Source organism: Fundidesulfovibrio soli (assembly GCF_022808695.1).
Taxonomy (GTDB): Bacteria; Desulfobacterota; Desulfovibrionia; order Desulfovibrionales; family Desulfovibrionaceae; genus Fundidesulfovibrio; species Fundidesulfovibrio soli.
This window is the reverse complement of sequence record NZ_JAKZKW010000009.1, coordinates 55,960-76,152: the sequence shown is the minus strand read 5'-3', so window position 1 is coordinate 76,152 and position 20,193 is coordinate 55,960. Positions and strand designations below refer to the sequence as shown.

Annotated in this window: 16 protein-coding genes; 10 read left to right on the top strand and 6 right to left on the bottom strand. The window is 68.4% G+C overall.

Annotated elements, in window-relative coordinates; genetic code table 11:
• Nucleotides 1-334: 334 nt before the first annotated feature.
• Complete coding sequence (locus MLE18_RS09990; RefSeq protein WP_243438656.1) at nt 335-1,612, bottom strand: IMP cyclohydrolase; 1,278 nt, start codon at nt 1,610-1,612, stop codon at nt 335-337.
• Nucleotides 1,613-1,734: 122 nt separating this feature from the next.
• On the opposite strand from MLE18_RS09990, the gene MLE18_RS09985 reads away from it, so the two are divergent.
• Complete coding sequence (locus MLE18_RS09985; protein ID WP_243438655.1) at nt 1,735-2,118, top strand: hypothetical protein; 384 nt, start codon at nt 1,735-1,737, stop codon at nt 2,116-2,118.
• 311 nt (nt 2,119-2,429) lie between these two features.
• On the opposite strand, the gene MLE18_RS09980 is transcribed toward MLE18_RS09985, so the two are convergent.
• The 4 genes from MLE18_RS09980 to MLE18_RS09965 all read right to left on the bottom strand — a co-directional run bounded on the left by MLE18_RS09980 (nt 2,430) and on the right by MLE18_RS09965 (nt 7,318).
• Complete coding sequence (locus tag MLE18_RS09980; RefSeq protein WP_243438654.1) at nt 2,430-3,785, bottom strand: TAXI family TRAP transporter solute-binding subunit; 1,356 nt, start codon at nt 3,783-3,785, stop codon at nt 2,430-2,432.
• A 54-nt stretch (nt 3,786-3,839) separates the two neighbouring features.
• Nucleotides 3,840-4,691, bottom strand: coding sequence for a phosphate ABC transporter substrate-binding protein (locus MLE18_RS09975; protein ID WP_243438653.1), 852 nt, complete (start codon nt 4,689-4,691; stop codon nt 3,840-3,842).
• A 12-nt stretch (nt 4,692-4,703) separates the two neighbouring features.
• A complete protein-coding gene (locus tag MLE18_RS09970) occupies nt 4,704-5,588 on the bottom strand; it encodes a phosphate ABC transporter substrate-binding protein (RefSeq protein ID WP_243438652.1) in 885 nt (294 codons plus the stop codon).
• A 377-nt stretch (nt 5,589-5,965) separates the two neighbouring features.
• Nucleotides 5,966-7,318, bottom strand: coding sequence for an SAM-dependent methyltransferase (locus MLE18_RS09965; RefSeq protein ID WP_336605571.1), 1,353 nt, complete (start codon nt 7,316-7,318; stop codon nt 5,966-5,968).
• A gap of 206 nt (nt 7,319-7,524) precedes the next feature.
• Here MLE18_RS09965 and MLE18_RS09960 point away from each other — a divergent pair, with 206 nt between their 5' ends.
• The 6 genes from MLE18_RS09960 to MLE18_RS09935 all read left to right on the top strand — a co-directional run bounded on the left by MLE18_RS09960 (nt 7,525) and on the right by MLE18_RS09935 (nt 16,048).
• Nucleotides 7,525-8,805: an adenylosuccinate synthase gene (locus MLE18_RS09960; RefSeq protein WP_243438651.1), complete on the top strand. Its 1,281-nt coding sequence runs from the start codon at nt 7,525-7,527 to the stop codon at nt 8,803-8,805.
• A 19-nt stretch (nt 8,806-8,824) separates the two neighbouring features.
• Nucleotides 8,825-9,703 (top strand): DNA polymerase III subunit delta', encoded by an 879-nt coding sequence (locus MLE18_RS09955; RefSeq protein WP_243438650.1) that lies wholly within the window; start codon nt 8,825-8,827, stop codon nt 9,701-9,703.
• A 247-nt stretch (nt 9,704-9,950) separates the two neighbouring features.
• Nucleotides 9,951-12,260 carry a hybrid sensor histidine kinase/response regulator gene (locus tag MLE18_RS09950; RefSeq protein WP_243438649.1) on the top strand — a complete coding sequence of 770 codons (2,310 nt, stop codon included), beginning with the start codon at nt 9,951-9,953 and terminating at the stop codon, nt 12,258-12,260.
• A gap of 36 nt (nt 12,261-12,296) precedes the next feature.
• Nucleotides 12,297-14,528: a DUF3536 domain-containing protein gene (locus MLE18_RS09945; RefSeq protein WP_243438648.1), complete on the top strand. Its 2,232-nt coding sequence runs from the start codon at nt 12,297-12,299 to the stop codon at nt 14,526-14,528.
• Nucleotides 14,528-15,247 carry an orotidine-5'-phosphate decarboxylase gene (pyrF, locus tag MLE18_RS09940; protein ID WP_243438647.1) on the top strand — a complete coding sequence of 240 codons (720 nt, stop codon included), beginning with the start codon at nt 14,528-14,530 and terminating at the stop codon, nt 15,245-15,247. The genes MLE18_RS09945 and pyrF overlap by 1 nt, the downstream gene beginning before the upstream one ends.
• A 24-nt stretch (nt 15,248-15,271) precedes the next feature.
• Nucleotides 15,272-16,048, top strand: a complete 777-nt coding sequence (locus tag MLE18_RS09935; protein ID WP_243438646.1) for a substrate-binding periplasmic protein — start codon at nt 15,272-15,274, stop codon at nt 16,046-16,048.
• Between the two features lie 160 nt (nt 16,049-16,208).
• Here the strand turns inward: MLE18_RS09935 and trmFO are convergent, their stop codons facing one another.
• Nucleotides 16,209-17,537 (bottom strand): methylenetetrahydrofolate--tRNA-(uracil(54)-C(5))-methyltransferase (FADH(2)-oxidizing) TrmFO, encoded by a 1,329-nt coding sequence (trmFO, locus tag MLE18_RS09930; protein WP_272881585.1) that lies wholly within the window; start codon nt 17,535-17,537, stop codon nt 16,209-16,211.
• Nucleotides 17,538-17,608: 71 nt separating this feature from the next.
• Here trmFO and MLE18_RS09925 point away from each other — a divergent pair, with 71 nt between their 5' ends.
• Genes MLE18_RS09925 through MLE18_RS09915 form a run of 3 tightly spaced genes read left to right on the top strand, consistent with a single transcriptional unit; the run spans nt 17,609 to nt 20,071 of the window.
• A complete protein-coding gene (locus MLE18_RS09925; RefSeq protein WP_243438645.1) occupies nt 17,609-18,586 on the top strand; it encodes an ABC transporter ATP-binding protein in 978 nt (325 codons plus the stop codon).
• Nucleotides 18,583-19,530, top strand: coding sequence for an ABC transporter ATP-binding protein (locus tag MLE18_RS09920; RefSeq protein WP_243438644.1), 948 nt, complete (start codon nt 18,583-18,585; stop codon nt 19,528-19,530). Before MLE18_RS09925 ends, MLE18_RS09920 begins: the two co-directional genes overlap by 4 nt.
• Nucleotides 19,531-19,573: 43 nt before the next feature.
• Nucleotides 19,574-20,071, top strand: coding sequence for a hypothetical protein (locus tag MLE18_RS09915; protein ID WP_243438643.1), 498 nt, complete (start codon nt 19,574-19,576; stop codon nt 20,069-20,071).
• The last annotated feature ends 122 nt before the right edge of the window (nt 20,072-20,193 follow it).

Sequence of the window (20,193 nt, the reverse complement as noted above, 5' to 3'; positions counted from 1 at the left end):
AGGAACTCCCTTTGGCCGCCGGAGGCTTCCATATGTCACGGCTGGACCCGCTACGGTTCACCGCGTCTGAAACACTGCAACCATGCGAGGCTTTTCGCTGTTCTCGGCTCCTGCCGGTGCCTCCCCCGCGTCGAACTGTCCGCTGTATTTGAAGAACATCAGCCAGTTCGACGCGGGGGAGGCACCGGCAGGCCCCAGCACGGTCCGCCGCGATTGAAACGTGGCGAATATACAGGGCTTTCCTTCCTTCGCGGGGGCTGGAAACAGGAAAGCCTCCGGCGGCCAAAGGGGCTTCGCCCCTCTGGACACCCGAAACGGCTTCGCGGCAAGCGCCTTAGTGCTTGAAGGAGCGCTGCCCGGTGAAGACCATGGCCACCTGCGGCGAGGCCTCGTTCACGGCCTGCACCACCTCCCAGTCGCGGATGGAGCCGCCGGGCTGGGCGATGGCCGTGACGCCCTGGGCCAGGGCCAGGTCCACGCCGTCGCGGAAGGGGAAGAAACCGTCCGAGACCAGCACGGAGCCGGGCAGCCCGCCCCGGTCGGCCTTGGTCTGGGCTTCGATGCCCTCCAGGACCTTGGCCAGGGAGGTGTCCGCGGCGGCCTTCTCGCGCAGCTCGTGGATGGAGAGCTGGTGGCGCTCCCAGGCCAGCAGGTCGGCGTACTTCGTGTAGGCCTTGTGGATGGTCAGCTGGACCACGCCCACGCGGTCCTGCTCGCCGGTGCCGATGCCCACGGTGGCCCCGTCGCGCACGAAGATCACGGAGTTGGAGGTCACGCCCGCCTCCACGGCCCAGGCGAAGAGCAGGTCGTCGGCCTCGCGCGGGCTGGGGGCGCGGGCGATGAAGGTCTTGCCGTCCTTGGTGGAGCCTTGGGCCGGGATGAAGTCGTCCTGGCTCAGGATGCGGTTGCGGAAGGAGAACTGCATGACCATGCCGCCGTCCATGAGCGACTTGATGTCCAGGAAGGGCTGGCCCACCATCTCGGACAGGCGGGCGATGCCGGGCAGGGCGATGATGCGCAGGTTCTTCTTGGTCTTGAGCACTTCCAGGGCGGCGGGCTCGTAGTCCGGGGCGGCCACCACCTCGAAATAGTTGGCCACGATGCGCTCGGCCGTTGCCTTGTCCAGGGTGCGGTTGACCACGATGGCACCGCCGAAGGCGGCGATGCGGTCGGAGAGGTTGGCGCGCTCGAAGGCCGTGGCCAGGCCCTCGTCCGTCCAGGCGGCGCCGCAGGGGTTGTTGTGCTTGAGGATCACGGCGGCGGGCTTGGCCGAGAGGTACTGGAGGATGTTCAGGCCGTTGTCCACGTCGGTGAGGTTGGTCTTGCCCGGGTGCTTGCCGGACTGGATCAGGTGCTCCTCGGTGATGGCCGAGACAAGGCCCTGGCCCGCGCCCCTGAAGCGGATTCCGCCCAGCTCCAGCGCGCCGGAGGTGAGCTGGTAGAGCGCGGCCGGCTGGTCAGGGTTTTCGCCGTAGCGCAGGCCCTTGGCCTCGCCGTCGATGGTCCAGCTGCGCTTGGTGAAGGTCAGGGTCTGCCCGCCCATGGTGATGGTCATGTCCTGCGGGAAGGGGTCCTCGGAAATCGTGGTGTACATCTTCTTGAGATCGCTCATGGTCTGCTCCGGTATGGCGTGCTGAGGTGGGCACCCTAGCACAGCAGGGAGTGGGCGGCAAACGGGCATTGGCCGCGCCGGTTTTTCGTGCTAGGCGGTGCGGGTACGAACGTGGAGGCCGTGTGGAAAAAGTGCTCGTGAAGCTGGCCAAACAGCTCAACAACTACGACGAGGCGTCGCTGATCAACCTGTGGGAGAAGTACGCCGAGCAGGTCAAGCGCTTCGAGCCCTCGCGCCGCTGGGAGGAGTCCGTGCTGATCCTCTCCATGATCCAGGCCGTGCGCTTCAAGAACCAGCTCTTCAACCTGCACTGGTCGGAGGGCCGCGCCCCCGGCGAGGCCCAGCCGGAAAAATCCCTCATCGAGGCCGTGCACCAGCCCGGCCACGCCCCCCAGAGCCACGTATCGCCAAAGCCCAAGGGCAGGGTGCTCTCCTTCAAGCACAAGGAGGACGCCATGAGCGAAACCATCGTCACCCGCGACGAATCCGAGGACGACGGCCAGTAGCCCCGTATTCGCTCCCGGCGCGTAGTCGAAGGGGAGTCCGGAGGGACGAAGTCCCTTTGGCCGCCGGAGGCCCTGCCCCGATTTGTCTGCTCCAGTTATTCCGGATAGAGCACAAGAATTACCGTCGCCCCAGCCCGGCGCGCGTGACGATCATCTGCGGTCGCCGCTTCCCGGCCCCCCACGCGTCAAACCTCGCGCATGACGGGCGCACCTCGCATCCGCCCCTTGCCAGCTGCCGTGAAAGGCGCGGAGAATCAAAAGGGCCCGCGCCATAAGCGCGGGCCCTTCCTCGTTCGTTATTTCGGCCTCTCCTAAACAGCGGCCTTGGGCTCCAGGTGCTCCTGGGCGCGCTCGATGCGGCCCCTGGTCTCCTGCATGGCCAGCAGGAAGCGCGTCATCAGGTTGGGGTCGCCCATCTTCATCTTTGTGTAGCGCTCGATGCCGGTGGCGTAGAGCGTGTCCGCCTTCTGGGCCAGCGCGGCCAACGCGGCCTCGTCCGCGCCGCCCGAGCCCTCCAGCCTGGTAAGCTCGCGCTCCAGCGCGGCCACCTCGCCCAGATAGCGCTTGAACTCCCTGTCCGCCTCCTCCCTGGTGGAGCCCGCGCCCATGAGCCAGCGGGTGATCACCAGGAAGCCGGACGCAAGGCTCATGACCAGGCCGAAGATGCCTTGGACCTTCTTCCAGGTCTTCTCCGAGAACACGGGATCCTGGCGCTTGAGGTAGGCGGTGGTGCCTTCCGAGATCGGGAAGCCCGAGGGCGTCGTGACCAGTTTCGGGTCGAGCTTCTGGCGCAGCGACGTCTCCATGCCCACGCTGAAGAGCACTTCCAGCAGATCGGCCACGGCCGCTGGCGGGCACTTGGCGTTGGCGACCATGAACATGTTCACGCCCAGGGCCTTGATGTCCTTGGCGGGTATGGGCGGGTTGACGCTGTAGGTGTAGCTGAGGATCGTGGCGTTGGCGACCCAGCCGAAACGCAGGGACAGCGAGGCCGGGAAGGGCAGCTCCATCATCTGGTAGCCGTAGTGCTTGATCAGGTGCTCCACCAGGAAGGAGGGCAGGGTGGAGAGCACGAAGATGGCGTCGGGCATCTTGCGCGGGGGCAGGGCGGTCAGCTTCTCGGAGGAGAAGTTGGTCTCGGCGTAGTCCACCCCGTGTTCGAGCTGCGAGAAGTTGAGCACGGTCTGGGCCACGATGCGGGTGCCGCCCTCCTTGGAGCCCATGTTGATGACCTTGCCCTTGAGGTCCTTGATGTCCTTGATCTCGGGGCGCACCAGCAGGTGGACGACCTCGGGCATGATGGCCGTGACGTGCCGGACGTTGGGCAGGTGCACGTCCAGGCCGCCCTGGATGATGGCCAGGTCCAGCTCGCCCTTGTCCACGGCCTCCAGGGCCGCGAAGGACCCGGAAATCGGCTCGATCACCAGGTTGATGGAGCGCTTGGCCGCCTCCTGGCGCAGTACGGTGGCCAGCTTGTGGCGGTTGCCAAGGATGTCGCCGCCGGTGATGCGCAGGGTGTAGCTGCGCGGCCAGAGCTCCCAGACGGAGTAGCCGCACCAGCCCGCCAGGGCCAGCACGATGAGGCCGCCCAGCACGCGCCTGAACCAGACGTTTTTCTGCAGTCTGACGAGATATTTGTTGAGTACGTCTTGAGCTTCTGACGCCATGGTCGCTCCTTGAGAACCTTGGGTTGCGCGAGTTCCGCGTAATGTTCCGGGCTGTTAGTAGACGCGGACGAGCTGCTCTTTTTCGAGCAGGGCCTGGCCCTCGCCGCTGATGGCGAACTCGACGAACCGCTTTGCCCAGGGGGTGGCGGTCTGGCCGATGGCGAAATAGTAGGCCCGGGCCAGGGGGTAGCGGCCCGAGAGCACGGTCTCGCGGTTGAGCTCCACCGTGTCGATGGTAAGCACCTTGATCTCCCCGCCCAGGTCGGGCAGCGCGGCGTACCCGATGGCCCAAGGGTTGGCCTGGATCTCCCCGGCCATCAGCTTGCCGCTTTCGAGCAGCTTGGCGCCCTTGGCCATGTCCTCGCCTTCCAGGGCGGCCTCTTCCAGGCCGCGCCGGGTGGTGGAGGAGGACTTGCGCGAAAGCAGCGCGATGGGCATGTCCGGCCCGCCGAGCTCGCTCCAGTTGGTGACCTGCCCGGAGAACACGTCCTTGACCTGCTTCATGGTCAGGTTGGACACCGGGTTGTCGGGGTGGGCGATGATGGCGATGGCGTTCTTGGCCAGGAGGAAGTTGCGGACCTTGTCGCTGTCCTCGCTGCGGCTCATGTCGCGGGAGAGGCCGGCCACGTCGATGGCCCCGGTCTTGACGGCCAGGAGCCCGGCGGTGGAGCCCCCGCCGTCGCACACCACGCGCAGGCCCTCGTTCTTGGCGGCGAAGGCCTCGCTGAGATGCTTGGCGAAGGGCTGCACAGTGGATGACCCGGCTATGAGCAGCGACCTGTCGGCCTTTTCGCGCTGGCAGCCCAGACCAAGCAGGGAGAGGCACAGCACGGCAAGCAGGCTGAAACGGAGGAGCGCCCGCGCGGCGCGGCCGGTCCGGCGGCTCGAGGAAATGGGTGCGGACATTGCGGCGGCCTCCTACTGGGCGGGGTTGGTGCTGATCGGGAGCATCCTGAGCTGCTTCGCCAGCTCCTGGCCCTTGCCGGGAGCTTGCAGGAAGCGGACGAAAGCCTGCGTCCCCTCTGAGGGGTTTTCCCTGACGACCACGGCCAGGACGCGCATCAGCGGGTAGCCGCCGTTCAGGATGGTCTCCCTGTCGGCCGCGAATCCATCCACGGTGAGCGCCTTGACGTTGTCGTTGAGCAGGCTCCAGGCCACGTAGCCGATGGCGTTCCTGTCGGCGGCCACGGCGCGCAGCATGGGCTGCATCTCCAGGGTTTTGGCCTGGGGGGTGATGGCCGCGTCCGTACCCAGGACCTTGTCCTTCCAGAGCTCGTAGGTGCCGGAGACCCCGTCGTGTGTGGTGACGACGATGGGGGCGTTGTCGCCGCCCACGTCCTTCCAGTTGGTGATCTTGCCGGAGTAGATTTTCTTGAGCTGGTCCATCGTGAGGGCCGACACGGGGTTTTGCGGATTGACCACCGGGACCACCGCGTCGCTGCTGAGGGGGATCGTCTTGAGGTGGATTTTTTCGGCCTTGGCCTTGCGCTCCAGCTCCTCCGGGATTTCAGAGGAAATCAACGCGACCTCGGCGGTGCCGTCGATCAAGGCCTTCACCCCGCGCGCGGTGCCGCCGCCCGCAACGGTGACTATGGTCCCGGGGTTCTCCCGCATGTACTGCTCGGCAGAAAGCTGGGTGAAGAGGCGCAGGGTGTTGGAACCCGCGACGTGGACGCTCTGCGAGCCACCGGCCGCCAAGGCCTGGATGGCCGCGGGGAGGACGAGGGCTGCGGCCAGGGCGATGAGCGCCAGCCCGCGACGGAGGCCCGGGAGGGCTTCGCGCCATGAGGAGTGTTGGAGCATTGGTACAACCTCGGATGCGGTAGGTTGGAGAACGACGCCGGTCGCGGCTGCCGTCGGAGGCAGCTTGCAGAAAGCGTAGGGGAGCAGCTTAATATGAAAGTGCCGTTCCGGGGAAGGCGAAATATTACAGGAAAATATATAGCCGCCTAAACATCACGTAACTCGTTAGAATTACGAAATACGCGATCAGGAGCAAGGAATCGGTGGTGTCGGCTCGGGCCGAAGCGGCCTGCCGGCCGTCGAGTTTGCGCGCCGCCACGCGGCGACCTGTGGGAAGAGGGCCGCCAGCAGCCCGAGGGGGGCTTCGATGGCGGCAAAAACCCGGCCAGGCCTGGTGGCTGATCCTCCAGGCAGGCCGGGGCGAGCATCATTGCAGCTTATTTGGTTTCGCCTCCCCCTGGGTGGAGGGGCTTGCCCTCCCCGGCTTCGGCGTCCCCTAAAGCGGGAACTGCCCCGCCGGGCTGCGTTTCCAGGGCGGCCGGGACTTTCGAGGCCTCGCCGGACGGCGCCTCTGGCTGGGCCTCGGATGTGGCCGCCGGATCGGAGGGGGCGCCGGGTTCAGCGCCGGACATATCTTCGGATGCGGGCCGGGCTTTGGGCGCGTCGCCGTCCTCCCCGGCCGTCTGGGCATCGGATGCGGGCGCAGGGCTCGTTGCGTTATCGGACGGCGCATCCGGCGCGTCCCCGGCAGGCTCCGCCCCGGGGGCGGGGGCCTCCTCGCCGTCCAGCGGGGCCGGGGGCGTGTCGATTGTCACCGGGCGGTCGCTCGGGGCCACGAAGGGGCTGGCCAGGGGGGTCCTGTTGTCGGGCGGGGCGAAGTCCGGGTATTCCTCGGGATCCAGGTAGACCCAGGTCAGCTCGTGCTTGTTGTTGTAGAGGTGCACCAGGCGCGAGCCGGGGAAGCCCCAGAATTTCGCGGCGGTCTCGTGGTCCGTGGGGTTCTGGAACTTGAGCGTGCACACGAAGTTGCGGGCCTTGCCGAAGTTCTGCCAGCGCTCCACCAGCCGCCAGAGGCGGTCCGGGTAGCAGATCACGTCGCTGAAGAGCCAGTCTACCGGGCCCGTCTCGCGCGGGTCCAGGGCGAAGGCCGAGAGCATGCGGAACTCCACGCCGGGCATGGCCTCGATGCGCGGCTCCAGCGGGGCCTTGTCCACGCTGAGCACCTTGCAGCCCAGGCTGGCCAGCACCCAGGTCCAGCCGCCGGGGCTGCCGCCCAGGTCCAGGCAGAAGCTGCCGGGCTTGGGCGCGGTCTCCAGCAGGGTGAACAGCTCCCAGAGCTTGAGGTAGGCCCGGTTGGGCGGATCGACCTTGTTCTCCAGGAACTCCACCTCACCGTGCGGGAAGGGGCTGGAGCAGGCCGGGGAGGCGATGATGGTGTCGCGGTCCAGCATGGTCCAGGAGCCCAGGGGCGAGCGGGGCGGCTGGGTGCCGATGGCCACGGGCTTGGGGCGCACGGCGGGCAGCTGCTCCTCGATGAGCTTGGCCCGGCGGTGGTGGCGCACGGACCACAAGGCCCAGTTGCGTTGCAGGGACTTGAGCTTTGCCACGCCGTCCCCGATGGAGGTGATGGGGATGCGCCTGGGGTTGAGCCAGATGTTCTGGGCCCAGGCCACGCGGCGCGGCGGACCGGGGGCGAAGACCAGGCGGTCCACCACCTCGGAAACGTCGCCCAGCTCGTAGACGAGCTCGTTCACGAAGCCCTTTGGGGCGAGATAGACAGTGAAATCCATGTGTGTCGGCCTCCCGGCGGCCAAGGTATTTCGTTGACAACGCTGGTGCGGTTTTTTACGCAAAAAAGCCTTTTGTGAAAGTGCTAACTTCCCGCCCCGGCCAGGGCAAGCCGGGGCAACAATATCATCCGAGGTCCGGGGGCGTCCTGCGAACCCCGGCGGCCGCGCGGAGAAGGCTTTCGCGCGGCCACACTCCTGGAGGAGCAATGGCTGGCATCGTGGTGCACGGCGCCCAATGGGGCGACGAGGGCAAAGGCAAGATCGTGGACCTCCTCACCGAAAAGGCGGGGATCATCGTCCGTTTCCACGGCGGCAACAACGCCGGGCACACCCTGGTGGTGGGCGGCGAGAAGACGGTGCTGCACCTTATTCCCTCCGGCATCCTGCACCAGAGCAAGCGCTGCGTGATCGGCGCCGGCGTCGTGCTGGACCCCGAGGTTTTCCTGCAGGAGGTGGACAAGCTGGCCGCCAAGGGCGTGGACATGTCCCCCGCGCGCCTGGCCGTGAGCCTGCGCACCCATGTGATCATGCCCTATCACAAGATGCTCGACGCCGCCCGCGAGGCCGCCAAGGCCGGAGCCAAGATCGGCACCACCGGGCGCGGCATCGGCCCCTGCTACGAGGACAAGGCGTCGCGCGTGGGCATCCGCGCCGGCGACTTCCTCGACGAGGAGCTGCTGGCCGAGAAGGTCGCCCACGCCCTCAAGGAGAAAAACGCCCTGCTGGCGGGGCTCTACGGCCTGGAGCCGCTGGACCCGGCCAAGGTCCTGGCGGACCTGAGGCCCCTGGCCAAGCGCGTGGCCGCCTACCTGGCCGACGTGCCCGGCATGGTGCAGGAGGCCCTGAAGAGCGGCGAAGGCGTGCTCTTCGAGGGCGCTCAGGGCACCCACCTGGACATCGACCACGGCACCTATCCCTTCGTAACCTCCTCCAGCTGCCTGGCGGGCAACGCCGCGGCCGGATCGGGCTGCTGCCCCAAGGACATGGGCTCCATAATCTCCGTGGTCAAGGCCTACACCACCCGCGTGGGCTCCGGCCCCTTCCCCACGGAGCTGACCTGCGCCCAGGGCGACCACCTGCAGAGCGTGGGCGCCGAGTTCGGGGCCACCACCGGCCGCAAGCGCCGCTGCGGCTGGCTGGACGCCGTGCTCCTGCGCGAGGCCGTGCGCCTCAACGGCACCACCGGCCTGGCCGTGACCAAGCTGGATGTGCTGGGCGGGCTGGACAAGATCAAGATCTGCATAGGCTACCTCTACCAGGGAGAGACCATCCTCTACCCGCCGCAGCGCGAAGGCGCGCTGGCCCACGTGGAGCCCATCTACGAGACCGTGCCCGGCTGGAAGGACGACATCACCGGCTGCCGCACCTGGGAATCCTTGCCCGAGGCCGCCCGCAAGTATCTGCAGCGGGTGGAGGAGCTGGCCGGGGCCCCGGTGAGCGTCATCTCCGTCGGCCCGGACCGGGAGCAGACCATCTACAGGGGCTAACCCCACGGACGGTCAGTGCATGGACGCAGCGTTCTTCGGACTCGGCCCCAGGCAGGACCGCGCCCGCCTGCAGCTTGACCGGCTGGCGGCGAACCCCCCGCAAGTGCTCGTGCTGGAGGGCGGACTGGCTCCCGAAAGGGAGGCGGCCGCCCTCTATTTCGCCGCGGCCTGCAATTGCGCCGGTTCCGGGGCGAGCCCGGGGGCAGGCGCCTGCGGAGCCTGCCCGGCCTGCGTGCAGATACGCGACAAGATCTTCATGGACCTCATCTTCCTGGACGGGGCGGAGCAGTCCATCAAGGTGGACGACGTGCGCGAGGTGCGCCAGAAGGTGGGCGAGCCCCCGCGCGGCTCCGGCCACCGCGTGGTGGTGTTCACCGAGGCCCAGGCCCTCACGCCGTCGGCGGCCAACGCGCTGCTGAAGTCCATGGAGGAGCCGCGCCCCGGCAACTGCTTCCTGCTTCTGGCGCCGCAGCGCGAGCGCCTTCTCCCCACCCTCGTCTCCCGCTCCTGGACGCTCACCCTGGCCTGGCCCGAGGCCGGGGGCTCCCTGGCCTGCCCGGTGGACTCCGAGACCTGCGACAACACCATATGGCTCGAAGCCCTGGAACGCTTCTGGCGCACCGGGCAGGGCCTCTTCGGCCTGACCTCCGCCAAGACACGCCTGACGCGCAACGTGGCCCTGGCCGTGGTGCTGGCCCTCTCCAAGGAACTGGCCGACGTGCTGGCCGGGCGGGAGTGCTCCAGACTGGGCCGGTTCCTGGGCGAGCGTCTGGGCCTGCAGGGCCTGCGCAGCCTGGACCTGCTGCTGGAGACCACCCAGGAGGCCCTGGTGGGCCAGGCCAACCCGGCCCTGTCCATCGAGTGGATGGCCACCCGCGTGGCCCTCTGGGTGCGCTGAGCGCCCGGAAACCCGCCTGTCAGGCCCCCCCCGCCAGCCAACTCCCTGAAAACCCCGGCAATGTTGAAGGTCATGCCCTTAATCGGATTCTCTCTTGTTTTTTTTCATCCGATTGGGGTATAATAATATCGACCGTATCCGGCGGGTATATTCAAACGCCTGAATTTCGGCCTCCGTGATCCGCTGCTGTACGCTGTCACAGGTTGCCGAGGGCTTAATCCAGTTGACGCGCCAGGGGAGACATTCTTTGCGCAACCGCCTTTTCTGTCGTCTGGCCATACCCGTGGTGGGGGGAGTGCTGCTCCTCTGGGGCGGACTGCTGGCCGTGGCCTTGAACCTCATCTCTGAAGTGGTCGCCGACCACGCGGATCACCAGTTGCGCAGCTACGCCCGGGAGACCAGGAACATCCTGACGGAGAGCAACGAATTTGAGATGGCGTCCATGCGCGCCCTGGCTCAGAAGCTGGCCCAGAATTCCACCCAGAATCCCGCCCAGGCCCAGGCCCAGGCCGCGGCCGCGGAACGCGGAGCCAGGCGGCAGGCCCTGGACAGGCTCCTCAGGCTTTACCGCATAGAGGACGTTCCAGCTGTCGTGCTGGACGCCAACGGCTCCGAACTGTTGCGCCACGCCCCGGGCGGCCTGAGGGTGCCCGTGGAGCTCACGGAACAAATGACCACCATGCCCATGAAAATGGATGGCCTCACGGGCCACGCCATCGAGCTTGCTTTCCAGCCCTGGGGGTGGCGGGTGGTCCTGGGCGACGTGAGCACCGGCTACCAGTTCATGGCTGCCGACATCCGCAACATATCCCTCGGGGGGGCGGCGTTCCTGCTCGTGGGGCTTCTTGCCTACCTGCACTACACCCGGCGCACGGTCTCCGAGCCGCTGGAGAGCATAAGGGACGCCTTGCAGCGCGGCGAGCGCCCCGGCTACAAGGGCATCGAGGAGTTCTCGGCGGTTGCCGAGTCCATCGGCAAGGTCATGGATTCCCTTGAGGAGCGCGACAGGCAGCTGCGTGTCAGCCGCACATGGTACCGGCAGATGTTCGAGGCCGCGCCGGTGATGATGTTCTCAGTGACCCAAGACGGCCGGCTGAGCGACGTGAACCGCATGCTCTGCGAGCATGGCGGCTATTCGCGCGAGAACCTGGTGGGCATGGAGGCCGAACGGCTGGTCCTGATGGAGCCCGGACAACTGCGGGGGCTGTGGTCCGGCTTGTCCATGCGGAAGGTCCCGGTGTTGTTGCGGCTCAAGGGCGGGGAGCAACGCCGGGCGCTCCTGAACGCCCTCCTCACGGAAGACCCCGTGGGGCGGCAGGTGGTGCTCGCGGCGGTCATGGACGTGACCGACCAGCAGAACACGGAGCGGGACCTGAGAGAGGCCAGGGACGCGGCCGAGGCGGCCAACCGGGCCAAGGGCGAGTTCCTGGCCAACGTCAGCCATGAGATACGCACCCCGCTCAACGGCATGCTGGGCATGCTGCAGCTGCTGGAACGCTCCCAACTGGAGCCGCGCCAGATGGACTGGGTGGGCAACGCCCTGGAGTGCGGACGGTCGCTGTATATCCTGCTGGGCGACATTCTGGACTTCTCCTCGCTGGAGTCGGACGGGGCGGGCTTCGCGGAGGAACCCTTCTCCCCGGCGGGGCTGCTCTTCGAAATGGCGCAGCTCTTCTCCCACCAGGCCCAGGACAAGGACATCCTGCTCGCCGTGGTGCCCGAGGCGGGGCTGCCCGGCACCATGATCGGGGCCGGGGGCAGGCTGCGCCAGGCGCTCTTCAATCTTGTGGGCAACGCGGTGAAATTCACCCAGAGCGGCTCGGTCACCCTCAAGGTGGGCATGGCGGGCGAAACGTCCGACGGCGCCGCGCTGTTGCGCTTCGAGGTGTCGGATACGGGCATCGGCATCGGGCCGGACAAGCTGCGCAGCGTCTTCGAGCCCTTCACCCAGGCCGACGGCTCGCATACCAGGCGCTACCAGGGCGCGGGCCTGGGGCTGGCCATCGTCAGCCGCCTCGTGTCCCTGTGGGGCGGCCGCCTGGACATGGCCTCGGCCCCCGGCAGGGGGACCACGGTGTCCGTCACCATCCCCGCGCGCCCGGCTCCGCCCGGAATCGAGGCCCCGCATCACGCACCGGCCACCCTGGCCGCTCCGCGGGGCGCGGGCCGCGTGCTCCTGGCCGAGGACGACCCCATCAACACCGTGCTGACCATGGACATGCTCGAAAGCCTGGGCTACCGCGCCACCATCGTGGAGAACGGCAGCCAGGCCATCAAGGCCCTCTCCCAGGAGGATTTCGACTGCCTGCTCATGGATCTCCAGATGCCCGAGATGGACGGCATAACCGCCACCAGGGTCATACGGTCCGATTCGGATCTGGGGCTCAAGGCGGAGATCCCCATCATCGCCCTCGCCGGGCACGCCCTCCCGGGCGACAGGGAGCGCGTGCTGGCCGCCGGCATGAACGATTATCTTGCGAAACCCGTGGATTTCGAGCACCTGGAGATGGTGCTGGCCAGGGTCATGGGCAACCCTGCCCGGCGAAGGCTCAGCTGACCTGGAGCAACCACGCCCGCCCCCTCCGGGCCAACCATGCGCAAGCATCTCTGCATCCACGGCCATTTCTACCAACCTCCCCGCGAAGACCCCTGGCTGGGCGCCATCCTTCCCGAAGGCAGCGCCGCCCCGAGCCTGAACTGGAACCAGCGCATCACAGGCGAATCCTACGCGCCGCTGGCCCGGGCCAGACGGCTGGACGGCTCAGGGCGCATCACAGGGCTGCTCAACTGCTACGAGTGGATGTCCTTCAATGCGGGGCCCACGCTGCTCTCTTGGATGGCCGGGGCCGACCCGGACACCGTGCGGCTCATGCGCGAGGCCGACGCGGCCAGCATCCGCAGGCTGGGCAAGGGCAACGCCATGGCCCAGGTCTACCACCACCAGATCCTGCCCCTGGCCAGCGAGCTGGACAAGGAGCTTGAGGTGGCCTGGGCTGTGGACGACTTCACGGCCCGCTTCGGCCGCGCTCCCGAGGGCATGTGGCTGGCCGAGACCGCCGTGGACACCGCCTCGCTTGAGGCGCTGGCCCGCCACGGGGTGCGCTTCACCGTGCTGGCCCCCGGCCAGGCCCAGGCCGTTGCCTCGCTGGGGGAGCCGGTCTGGAGCCCCGTGGACGCCTCCAGCCTGGATATCCGCCAGCCCTACCTGGTGAAGCTGCCCTCCGGCCGCACGGTGAGCGTGTTCTTTTACGACGGCCCGCTCTCGCAGGCGGTGGCCTTCGAGGGCCTGCTGGCGGACGGCGAGAATTTCTGGCGGCGGCTCTCCGGAGCCTGCTCCCCGGGCCTGTTGGCCCTGGCCACCGACGGCGAGACCTACGGCCACCACTTCAAGTTCGGCGATATGGCCCTGGCCTTCGTGCTTGATCAGGCCCGCCAGGGCCGCGACGAAGTGGCCCTGACCAACTTTGCCGCCTACCTGGAGGCCAACCCGCCCGCCATGCAGGTGCGGCTGCACGAGCCCTCGGCCTGGAGCTGCGCCCACGGGGTGGATCGCTGGCGCTCGGACTGCGGCTGCACCACCGGCGGGCATCCCGGCTGGCACCAGCGCTGGCGCGGCCCCCTGCGCCGGGCCCTGCAGGGCGTGAAGGACGCGACGGACACGCACTACTTCCTGCGCGGGGCCGAGTGCTTCAAGGACCCGCGCTCAGCCCTGGTGGCCTATGGGAAGGTGCTGGCCGGGCTCTCAAGCCAGGAGGCCTTCGCCAAGGGCCACTTCCGCCAGGGCCTGCCCGCCGCGCAGCAGGCCACGGCCTGGAGGCTGCTCTCCATGCAGCAGTGGGGACTGGCCTCCCTGGCCAGCTGCGCCTGGTTCTTCGACGAGGTCTCCCGCATCGAGCCCGTGAACGCCCTGACCTTCGCCCTGCGCTCCATGGAGCTGGCGCGGCGCACCGGCGGCCCGGACATGGAGCCGGAGCTTCTGCCCGTCCTGCGCCAGGCGGTGTCGAACCTGCCGGAGTACGGCAACGCCGAGGTGATCTGGCGCACAATGGTCGCGCCCAGGCGCGAATCCGAGGCCTCCCTTACGGCACAGGCGCTCTTGACCCTGCACCTGGAGGAGCGCTTCCCCGAGCCTGAGCGCAGCGTCTGCGTCTCCTGGCCGGGCGTGGGGGTGGAGGTGGCGGCGCAGAGCGCCTCCAGCGGCACGGTGCGCATCTCCTGGGCCTTGGAGAGCGGTGAGGACGAAGCCAGCTGGGAATGGCGGCGTCCCGTCAACGGAGAGGATCCGCTGCTGTGCGCCGTGAGCGTGGAGCACTCCGCCGGATGTGAGGAGTTCCTGCCGGCTGTCCTTCCGGTGAACAAACGGCAGGCGCTGGCCAACGCCTGGGCGGGGAAGGCGTCGGAAATCGCCTGGGAGTGCGCCCTTGCGCGCATGGGCCAGGGCGCGCACCTGGTCGCGGAGCTGCAGGAGGCCCAGACCACCCTGATCATGGCCCAGCTCTGGGCCGGCATGTGGCAGCAGCTTGCCTGGGCCTACCTGTGGGGGCTTGACCTTTCGCCGAAACAGGGCGAACTTTTGCGGGTGTTCCTGGTCCAGGCCTCCGTTTCTGGCTGGGAGCGCGACGGGCTGATGGAGCGGGTGAGGCGGCGCGCGCTCCAGGAAATCTGCACCGGCCTTCCCGACTGGGAGGCGCTGTGCCGCATGGCGTTGCGCGTCAGGGAACTGGGCCTGCCGGAAAACTGGTGGGCGGTTCAGAACGTCCTCTGGGAGGGCTCCCTGCACGCCGGCGCGGGCCGCGCCTTCGCTCAACTCATCGGATTTGCGTAATGACCAAAGACATTCCCCTGCGCGAGAGGATCATTTTCGCGCTCGACGTGCCCGACGCGGCCAGGGCCCTGCATTGGGTGGACACGCTGGAGGGCAGCCTGGGCTACTTCAAGGTGGGGCTGCAGCTCTTCCTGGCCGAAGGCTTCCCCCTGGTGGAGCGCATCCTGGAGCGCGGGCACAAGCTCATGCTCGACCTCAAGTTCCTGGACATCCCGCAGACCACGGGCCTGGCCATGCGCGAGGCCGCGCTGCGCGGCGTGCACCTGGCCACCATCCACGCCCACGTCTCCAGCGTGGCCCGGGCGGCCGTGGCCGAGGCCGGGGGCGTGGGCGTGCTCGGCGTCACCGTGCTCACCAGCTACGGGCAGGAGGAACTCGCCGAGCTGGGCTTTCCCGGCAGCGTGGAGAGCCTGGTGGAGGCCAGGGCGGGCATCGCCCTGGGCGCGGGCTGCGCCGGGGTGGTGGCTTCCGCCAGGGAAGCCTCCCTGCTGCGCAAGGCCTACGGGCCGGACTTCCTGATCGTGACCCCGGGCATCCGCCCCGCCCAGCACGGCAAGGACGACCAGCGCCGGGTCATGACCCCGGGGCGGGCCATTGCCGCCGGTGCGGACCACCTGGTGGTGGGGCGGCCCATCAGCCAGTCGGACGCACCCGTGGAGACCGCGAAGCGGATGCTCGAGGAAGTGGGCGAGACGTTGGAGGCCATGAGCGCGGGATAGGCCGCGTCAACAATGAGGTGCTTCATGGCCGCGAGCCGTCTGCTCGATGTGGCGCTGGGCGTCTGTGTTGTCCTGCTGGCGGCCTGCGGCCCATGCCTGGCAGGGCAGGCCGTGGTGTTCAACACCGGGGAGTGGCGGCCCTACACTTCCGAGGCTTTGCAGGGCCACGGCTTCGTCGTGGAGTTGGTCTCCGCCGTGTGCGCCAAGGCGGGCATCGAGCCGCGCTTTGATTTCCTCCCCTGGGCCAGGGCCGAGGCGGGCGTGGCTTCCGGTGCGGCATTCGCCGCGTTCCCCTATGCCCGGACCCCCGCCCGCGCTGAAAACTACGACTTCACCGAACCGTTGTTCTATGGCCTATCGGCGGCCCTGGTTCGGGAAGACAACGCGAAGCTGCGGCAATTTCTGGCGGGGGGCCTTACCTTGGCTGACATGAAGGGACTGGCCTGCGGAGCCCTGATCGGCAGCGTCCAGGCGTCACTCCTGGAAGGGGCGGGCGTCGCGGTGAAGCAGGCGCCCAGGACGGAGCAACTGCTCGACATGCTGCGCACCGGCCGGCTGGACTGCGTGGTGGACGACCAGGACGTCCTGCTGCACTCCGTGCACATCGACCCGCAAGGCAGGGATTTCAGGCTCGTCACGGTCAAGGAGTTCAAGAGGCGGCCGGTGGGCCTCATCGTCTCGCGGAGGTATCCGGGCGCCAAGGCCCTGCTGCAGCGGTTCGATGAAGCCGTTCGCGCGCTGCGGGCCTCGGGCGAGTATGAGGCCTTGGCCGTGCGCTTCGGCCTGGAGGTCGATCCCTGAGCCTGTTCGGCTCCTGTCGGTGGTGATCGCATGGCCCCAGGACGGTTCGGTGGATCAGCCCGGTTGCTTGCCAGCCCGGACCACCCCATCGCCGGGGTCCGGGGGGAGGGCCTCCCCCCGGCGGGGTTCGGGGCAGCGCCCCGATCTTTTCTTCCTGCTTCTATTCCTGCTTCTCTTCCGGTTCTTCTCCGCCTTCCATCCACTGCTTCCAGGCAGCCCTGGCCCGCGCGGCGTACAGGGCCTTGCGGCTGTCCTTCTTGGCGCGCTCGGTCAGGTCGGGGCTCAGGCCGAAGTTCACGTTGGAGGGCTGGAATTTCTTCACGGGCGTGCGCAGGTGCCCCAGCAGGGCGCCCAGCGCCGTCTCGCGCGGGGGCAGGCTCAGGCCGTGGGCCAGGTGCAGGCCCAGCCAGAGCCCGCAGGCAGCGCTCTCCAGGTAGCCCTCCACGCCGGTGATCTGCCCGGCCAGGAACACCCCGGGGCGGGCGGCCAGCTCCAGGCCGTCCGTGAGCACCTTGGGCGCGTCCACGTAGGTGTTGCGGTGGATGGAGCCCAGGCGGGCGAACTCGGCATTTTCGAGCCCAGGCAGCATCCTGAAGATGCGCTCCTGCTCGGGGTATTTGAGCTTGGTCTGGAAGCCCACCAGGTTGTAGCAGGTCTTCTCCGCGTTCTCGGGGCGCAGCTGGGCCACGGCGTAGGGCCGCCTGCCGGTGCGCGGGTCCGTGAGACCCACGGGCTTGAGCGGGCCGAAGACCAGGGTCTTCACACCGCGTTCGGCCAGGGCCTCCACGGGCATGCAGCCCTCGAAGTGGATCTCCTTCTCGAATTCGCGGGGCACCACCTTCTCGCCGTCCAGCAGGGCCTGGTGGAAGGCCAGGTATTCGTCCTTCTCCATGGGGCTGTTGAGGTAGTCGCCCTCGCCCTCCTCCCAGCGGGAGGCGGAGAACACCTTGCTGAAGTCGATGGAGTGGGTGAAAATGATGGGGGCGATGGCGTCGTAGAAATAGAGGCTCTGCGCGCCCACGGCCTGGGCCAGGCTGCCCGCCAGGCTCTCGCTGGCCAGGGGCCCGGCCGCGATGACCACGGCGTCGAAGCCTTGCAGGGCCGGGTCGTCCAGGGAGGCCACCTCCTGCCGGACGAGGGTGATGTTGGCTTCGGCCTCCACCTGGCGGGTCACCTCGCGGGCGAAAAGCTCGCGGTCCACGGCCAGGGCCTTGCCCGCGGGAACGGCCGTGGCCCGTGCCGCGCGCATGACCACGCTGCCCAGGGACTCCATCTCGCGCTTGAGCAGGCCGATGGCGGCGTCAGGGTCGTCGGAGCGCAGGGAGTTGGAGCAGACCAGCTCCGCGAGGTCGTCCCCGGTGTGCGCCGGGGAGCGCCGCAGGGGGCGCATCTCGTACAGGGTGACCTTCACCCCGGCCCGCGCCAGGGCCATGGCGCATTCGCAGCCCGCCAGGCCGCCGCCGACAATCGCTACGGTGTTGAGGCTCAACGCGCGCTCCTTGCCTAAGTTTTACGAAAGCCGTAGGTGTACGGGCCGAACGCCTGGCTCACAAGGGAAAAATGGACCCGCTTCTGCGCCTTCAGGATTTCAGCGCCGCATTCGACACCGCCAGGGGCCTGGCCCCGGCAGTGGACGGCGTGAGCTTCGACCTCGCCCCCGGCGAGGTCTTCGGGCTCGTGGGCGAATCGGGCTGCGGCAAGACCGTGCTCTCCCTGGGCATCCTGGGGCTGATCCCGCGCCCTGGCAGGATTTCCGGGGGCAGGGCCTTTTTCGCCGGGCGCGAGCTGACCGCCATGAGCCAGGATGAGCTGCGCGCCCTGCGCGGGGCCGAGATCGCCATGATCTTCCAGGAGCCCATGACCGCGCTCAACCCCGTGATGCGCGTGGGCGTCCAGCTGGCCGAGCCCCTGCTGCTGCACAAGGGCCTGGACAAGAAGCAGGCCGAGGCCCGCTGCCTGGAGCTGCTGGACCAGGTGGGCCTGCCCGACCCGCGCGCCGTGCTGCGCGCCTACCCCCACGAACTCTCCGGCGGCATGCGCCAGCGGGTGATGATCGCCATGGCCCTGGGCTGCGGCCCCCGCCTGCTCATCGCCGACGAGCCCACCACCGCCCTGGACGTGACCATCCAGAAGCAGATCCTGGAGCTGCTCGCCGGGCTGGCCGCCGAGCGCGGGCTGGCCATGCTCTTCATCACCCACAACCTGGGCGTGGTGGCCCAGACCTGCCACCGCGTGGGCGTGATGTACGCCGGCCGCCTGGTGGAGGTCAGCCCCGTGGAGGCGCTGTTCGTCAAGGCGCTGCATCCCTACACCCAGGGGCTCATGGCCTCCCTGCCCCGGCTGGGCTCGCGCCACGAGCGCCTGACCCCGGTGGCGGGCAGCGTGCCGCCGCTCACCGCGCTGCCCTCGGGCTGCCATTTCCACCCGCGCTGCCCCTTCGTGATGGAGCGCTGCTCGCGGGAGATCCCGCCCGTGTTCCGCCCCGAGCCCGGGCGCGAGGCGCGCTGCTGGCTGCACGTCGAAGGGGGCCGGGCATGAGCGCCTGCCTGGAGTTCCGCGACGTGCGCAAGACCTATTACGTGCGGCGCGGCGCCTTCTCGCGGGCCGTGCCGGTGCACGCCGTGGCCGGGGTGGACCTGGCCGTGGCCCACGGCGAGACCGTGGGGCTGGTGGGCGAATCGGGCTGCGGCAAGTCCACGCTTGCGCGCATGGCCGTGCGCCTGGACGCGCCCACCTCGGGCCAGGTGCTCATGGACGGCATGGACCTCTGGAGCACCGAGGGGGTGACGGACCGCCTGCCGGAGCTGGTCCAGATGGTCTTCCAGGACCCGTTCTCCTCCCTGGACCCGCGCATGACCGTGGCCCAGTCCGTGGGCGAGGCCCTGGACGCGCGCAAGGTGGGCGACAAGGCCTCCCGCCGGGCCCGCGTGGCCGAGCTGCTGGACATGGTGGGCCTCTCCCCCGACCACGCGGGGCGCTATCCGCACCAGTTCTCCGGCGGCCAGCGCCAGCGCGCGGCCATCGCAAGGGCCCTGGCCCTGAACCCCAGGCTGGTGGTTTGCGACGAGCCCGTCTCCGCCCTGGACGTGTCCATCCAGGCCCAGGTCATCAATATTTTCCAGGACCTCAAGGAGCGCCTGGGCCTGACCTACCTGTTCATCTCGCACGATCTGGCCGTGGTCAGCCACTTGAGCGACCGGGTGGCCGTGATGTATGCGGGGCGGCTGGTGGAGCTGGCTCCCGCGGCGACGCTGTACGAGGCGCCCCTGCACCCCTACACGCGGATGCTGCTGGCGGCCATCCCCGTGCCGGACCCGGCCGTCAGGCAGGAGCGCGGGGCCGCGCCCGAGGCCCGGGAGCGCGCCGGGGACGGGGCCTGCCCGTTGGTCCCCCGGTGCCAGTTGGCCGGGCCGGACTGCGCCCAGGAGCCCCCCATGCGGGAGGCCGCGCCCGGGCATCTTGTGCGCTGCCACCGGGCCTGAGGCGCACACACCACTTCGATATCACGTTAAGGAGCGATAGAGCATGTCCAACGCCTGCAACAACGTCATCTGCGACCTCTCCCGCGTGTTCAGCTTCGAGCACTGGGCCAGATTCTACTACACCGTCGAGCGCGACGGGAAAACCTTCCTGGAGGTTCCCGCCGAAGTGGTGGAGGAGTGCCGCAAGAAACACCCGGACCTGGCCCCCCTGCTGGACGAGACCAACAACCAGGAGCTGACCTACGAGTCCTCCTGCCAGAACGTGGGCGCGTTCGTCTGCCGCCTCTACGACGGCGAGCGCTACGGCCCCGGCGTTGTGACCAAGACCATCGACTCCAAGGACTTCCGCATCGAACTGCACATGTTCGGTCTGTGGCTCAAGGGCCACGAGAACTACCTGGACGAGCACAACGTGGACTTCGACACCTGGCTGGAGATGTTCACCGAGTGGAACAAGCTGGAGCAGGTGGCCGCCTACAGGACGCGGCTGATGGAGTCCTCGGCGGCGGATACGCCCGCGGGCGAGAAGACCGTGCACTAGCGCGGTTGCCGGGCCAAGGCCCGGGTGAAGATGAGAATGGATGCAGCGGGAGCCGGTTGGCTCCCGCTTTTTTGTGCAACGTGGGAGGGGATGGCATTGCTTTAGGCCGGAGAGAGGCGGGT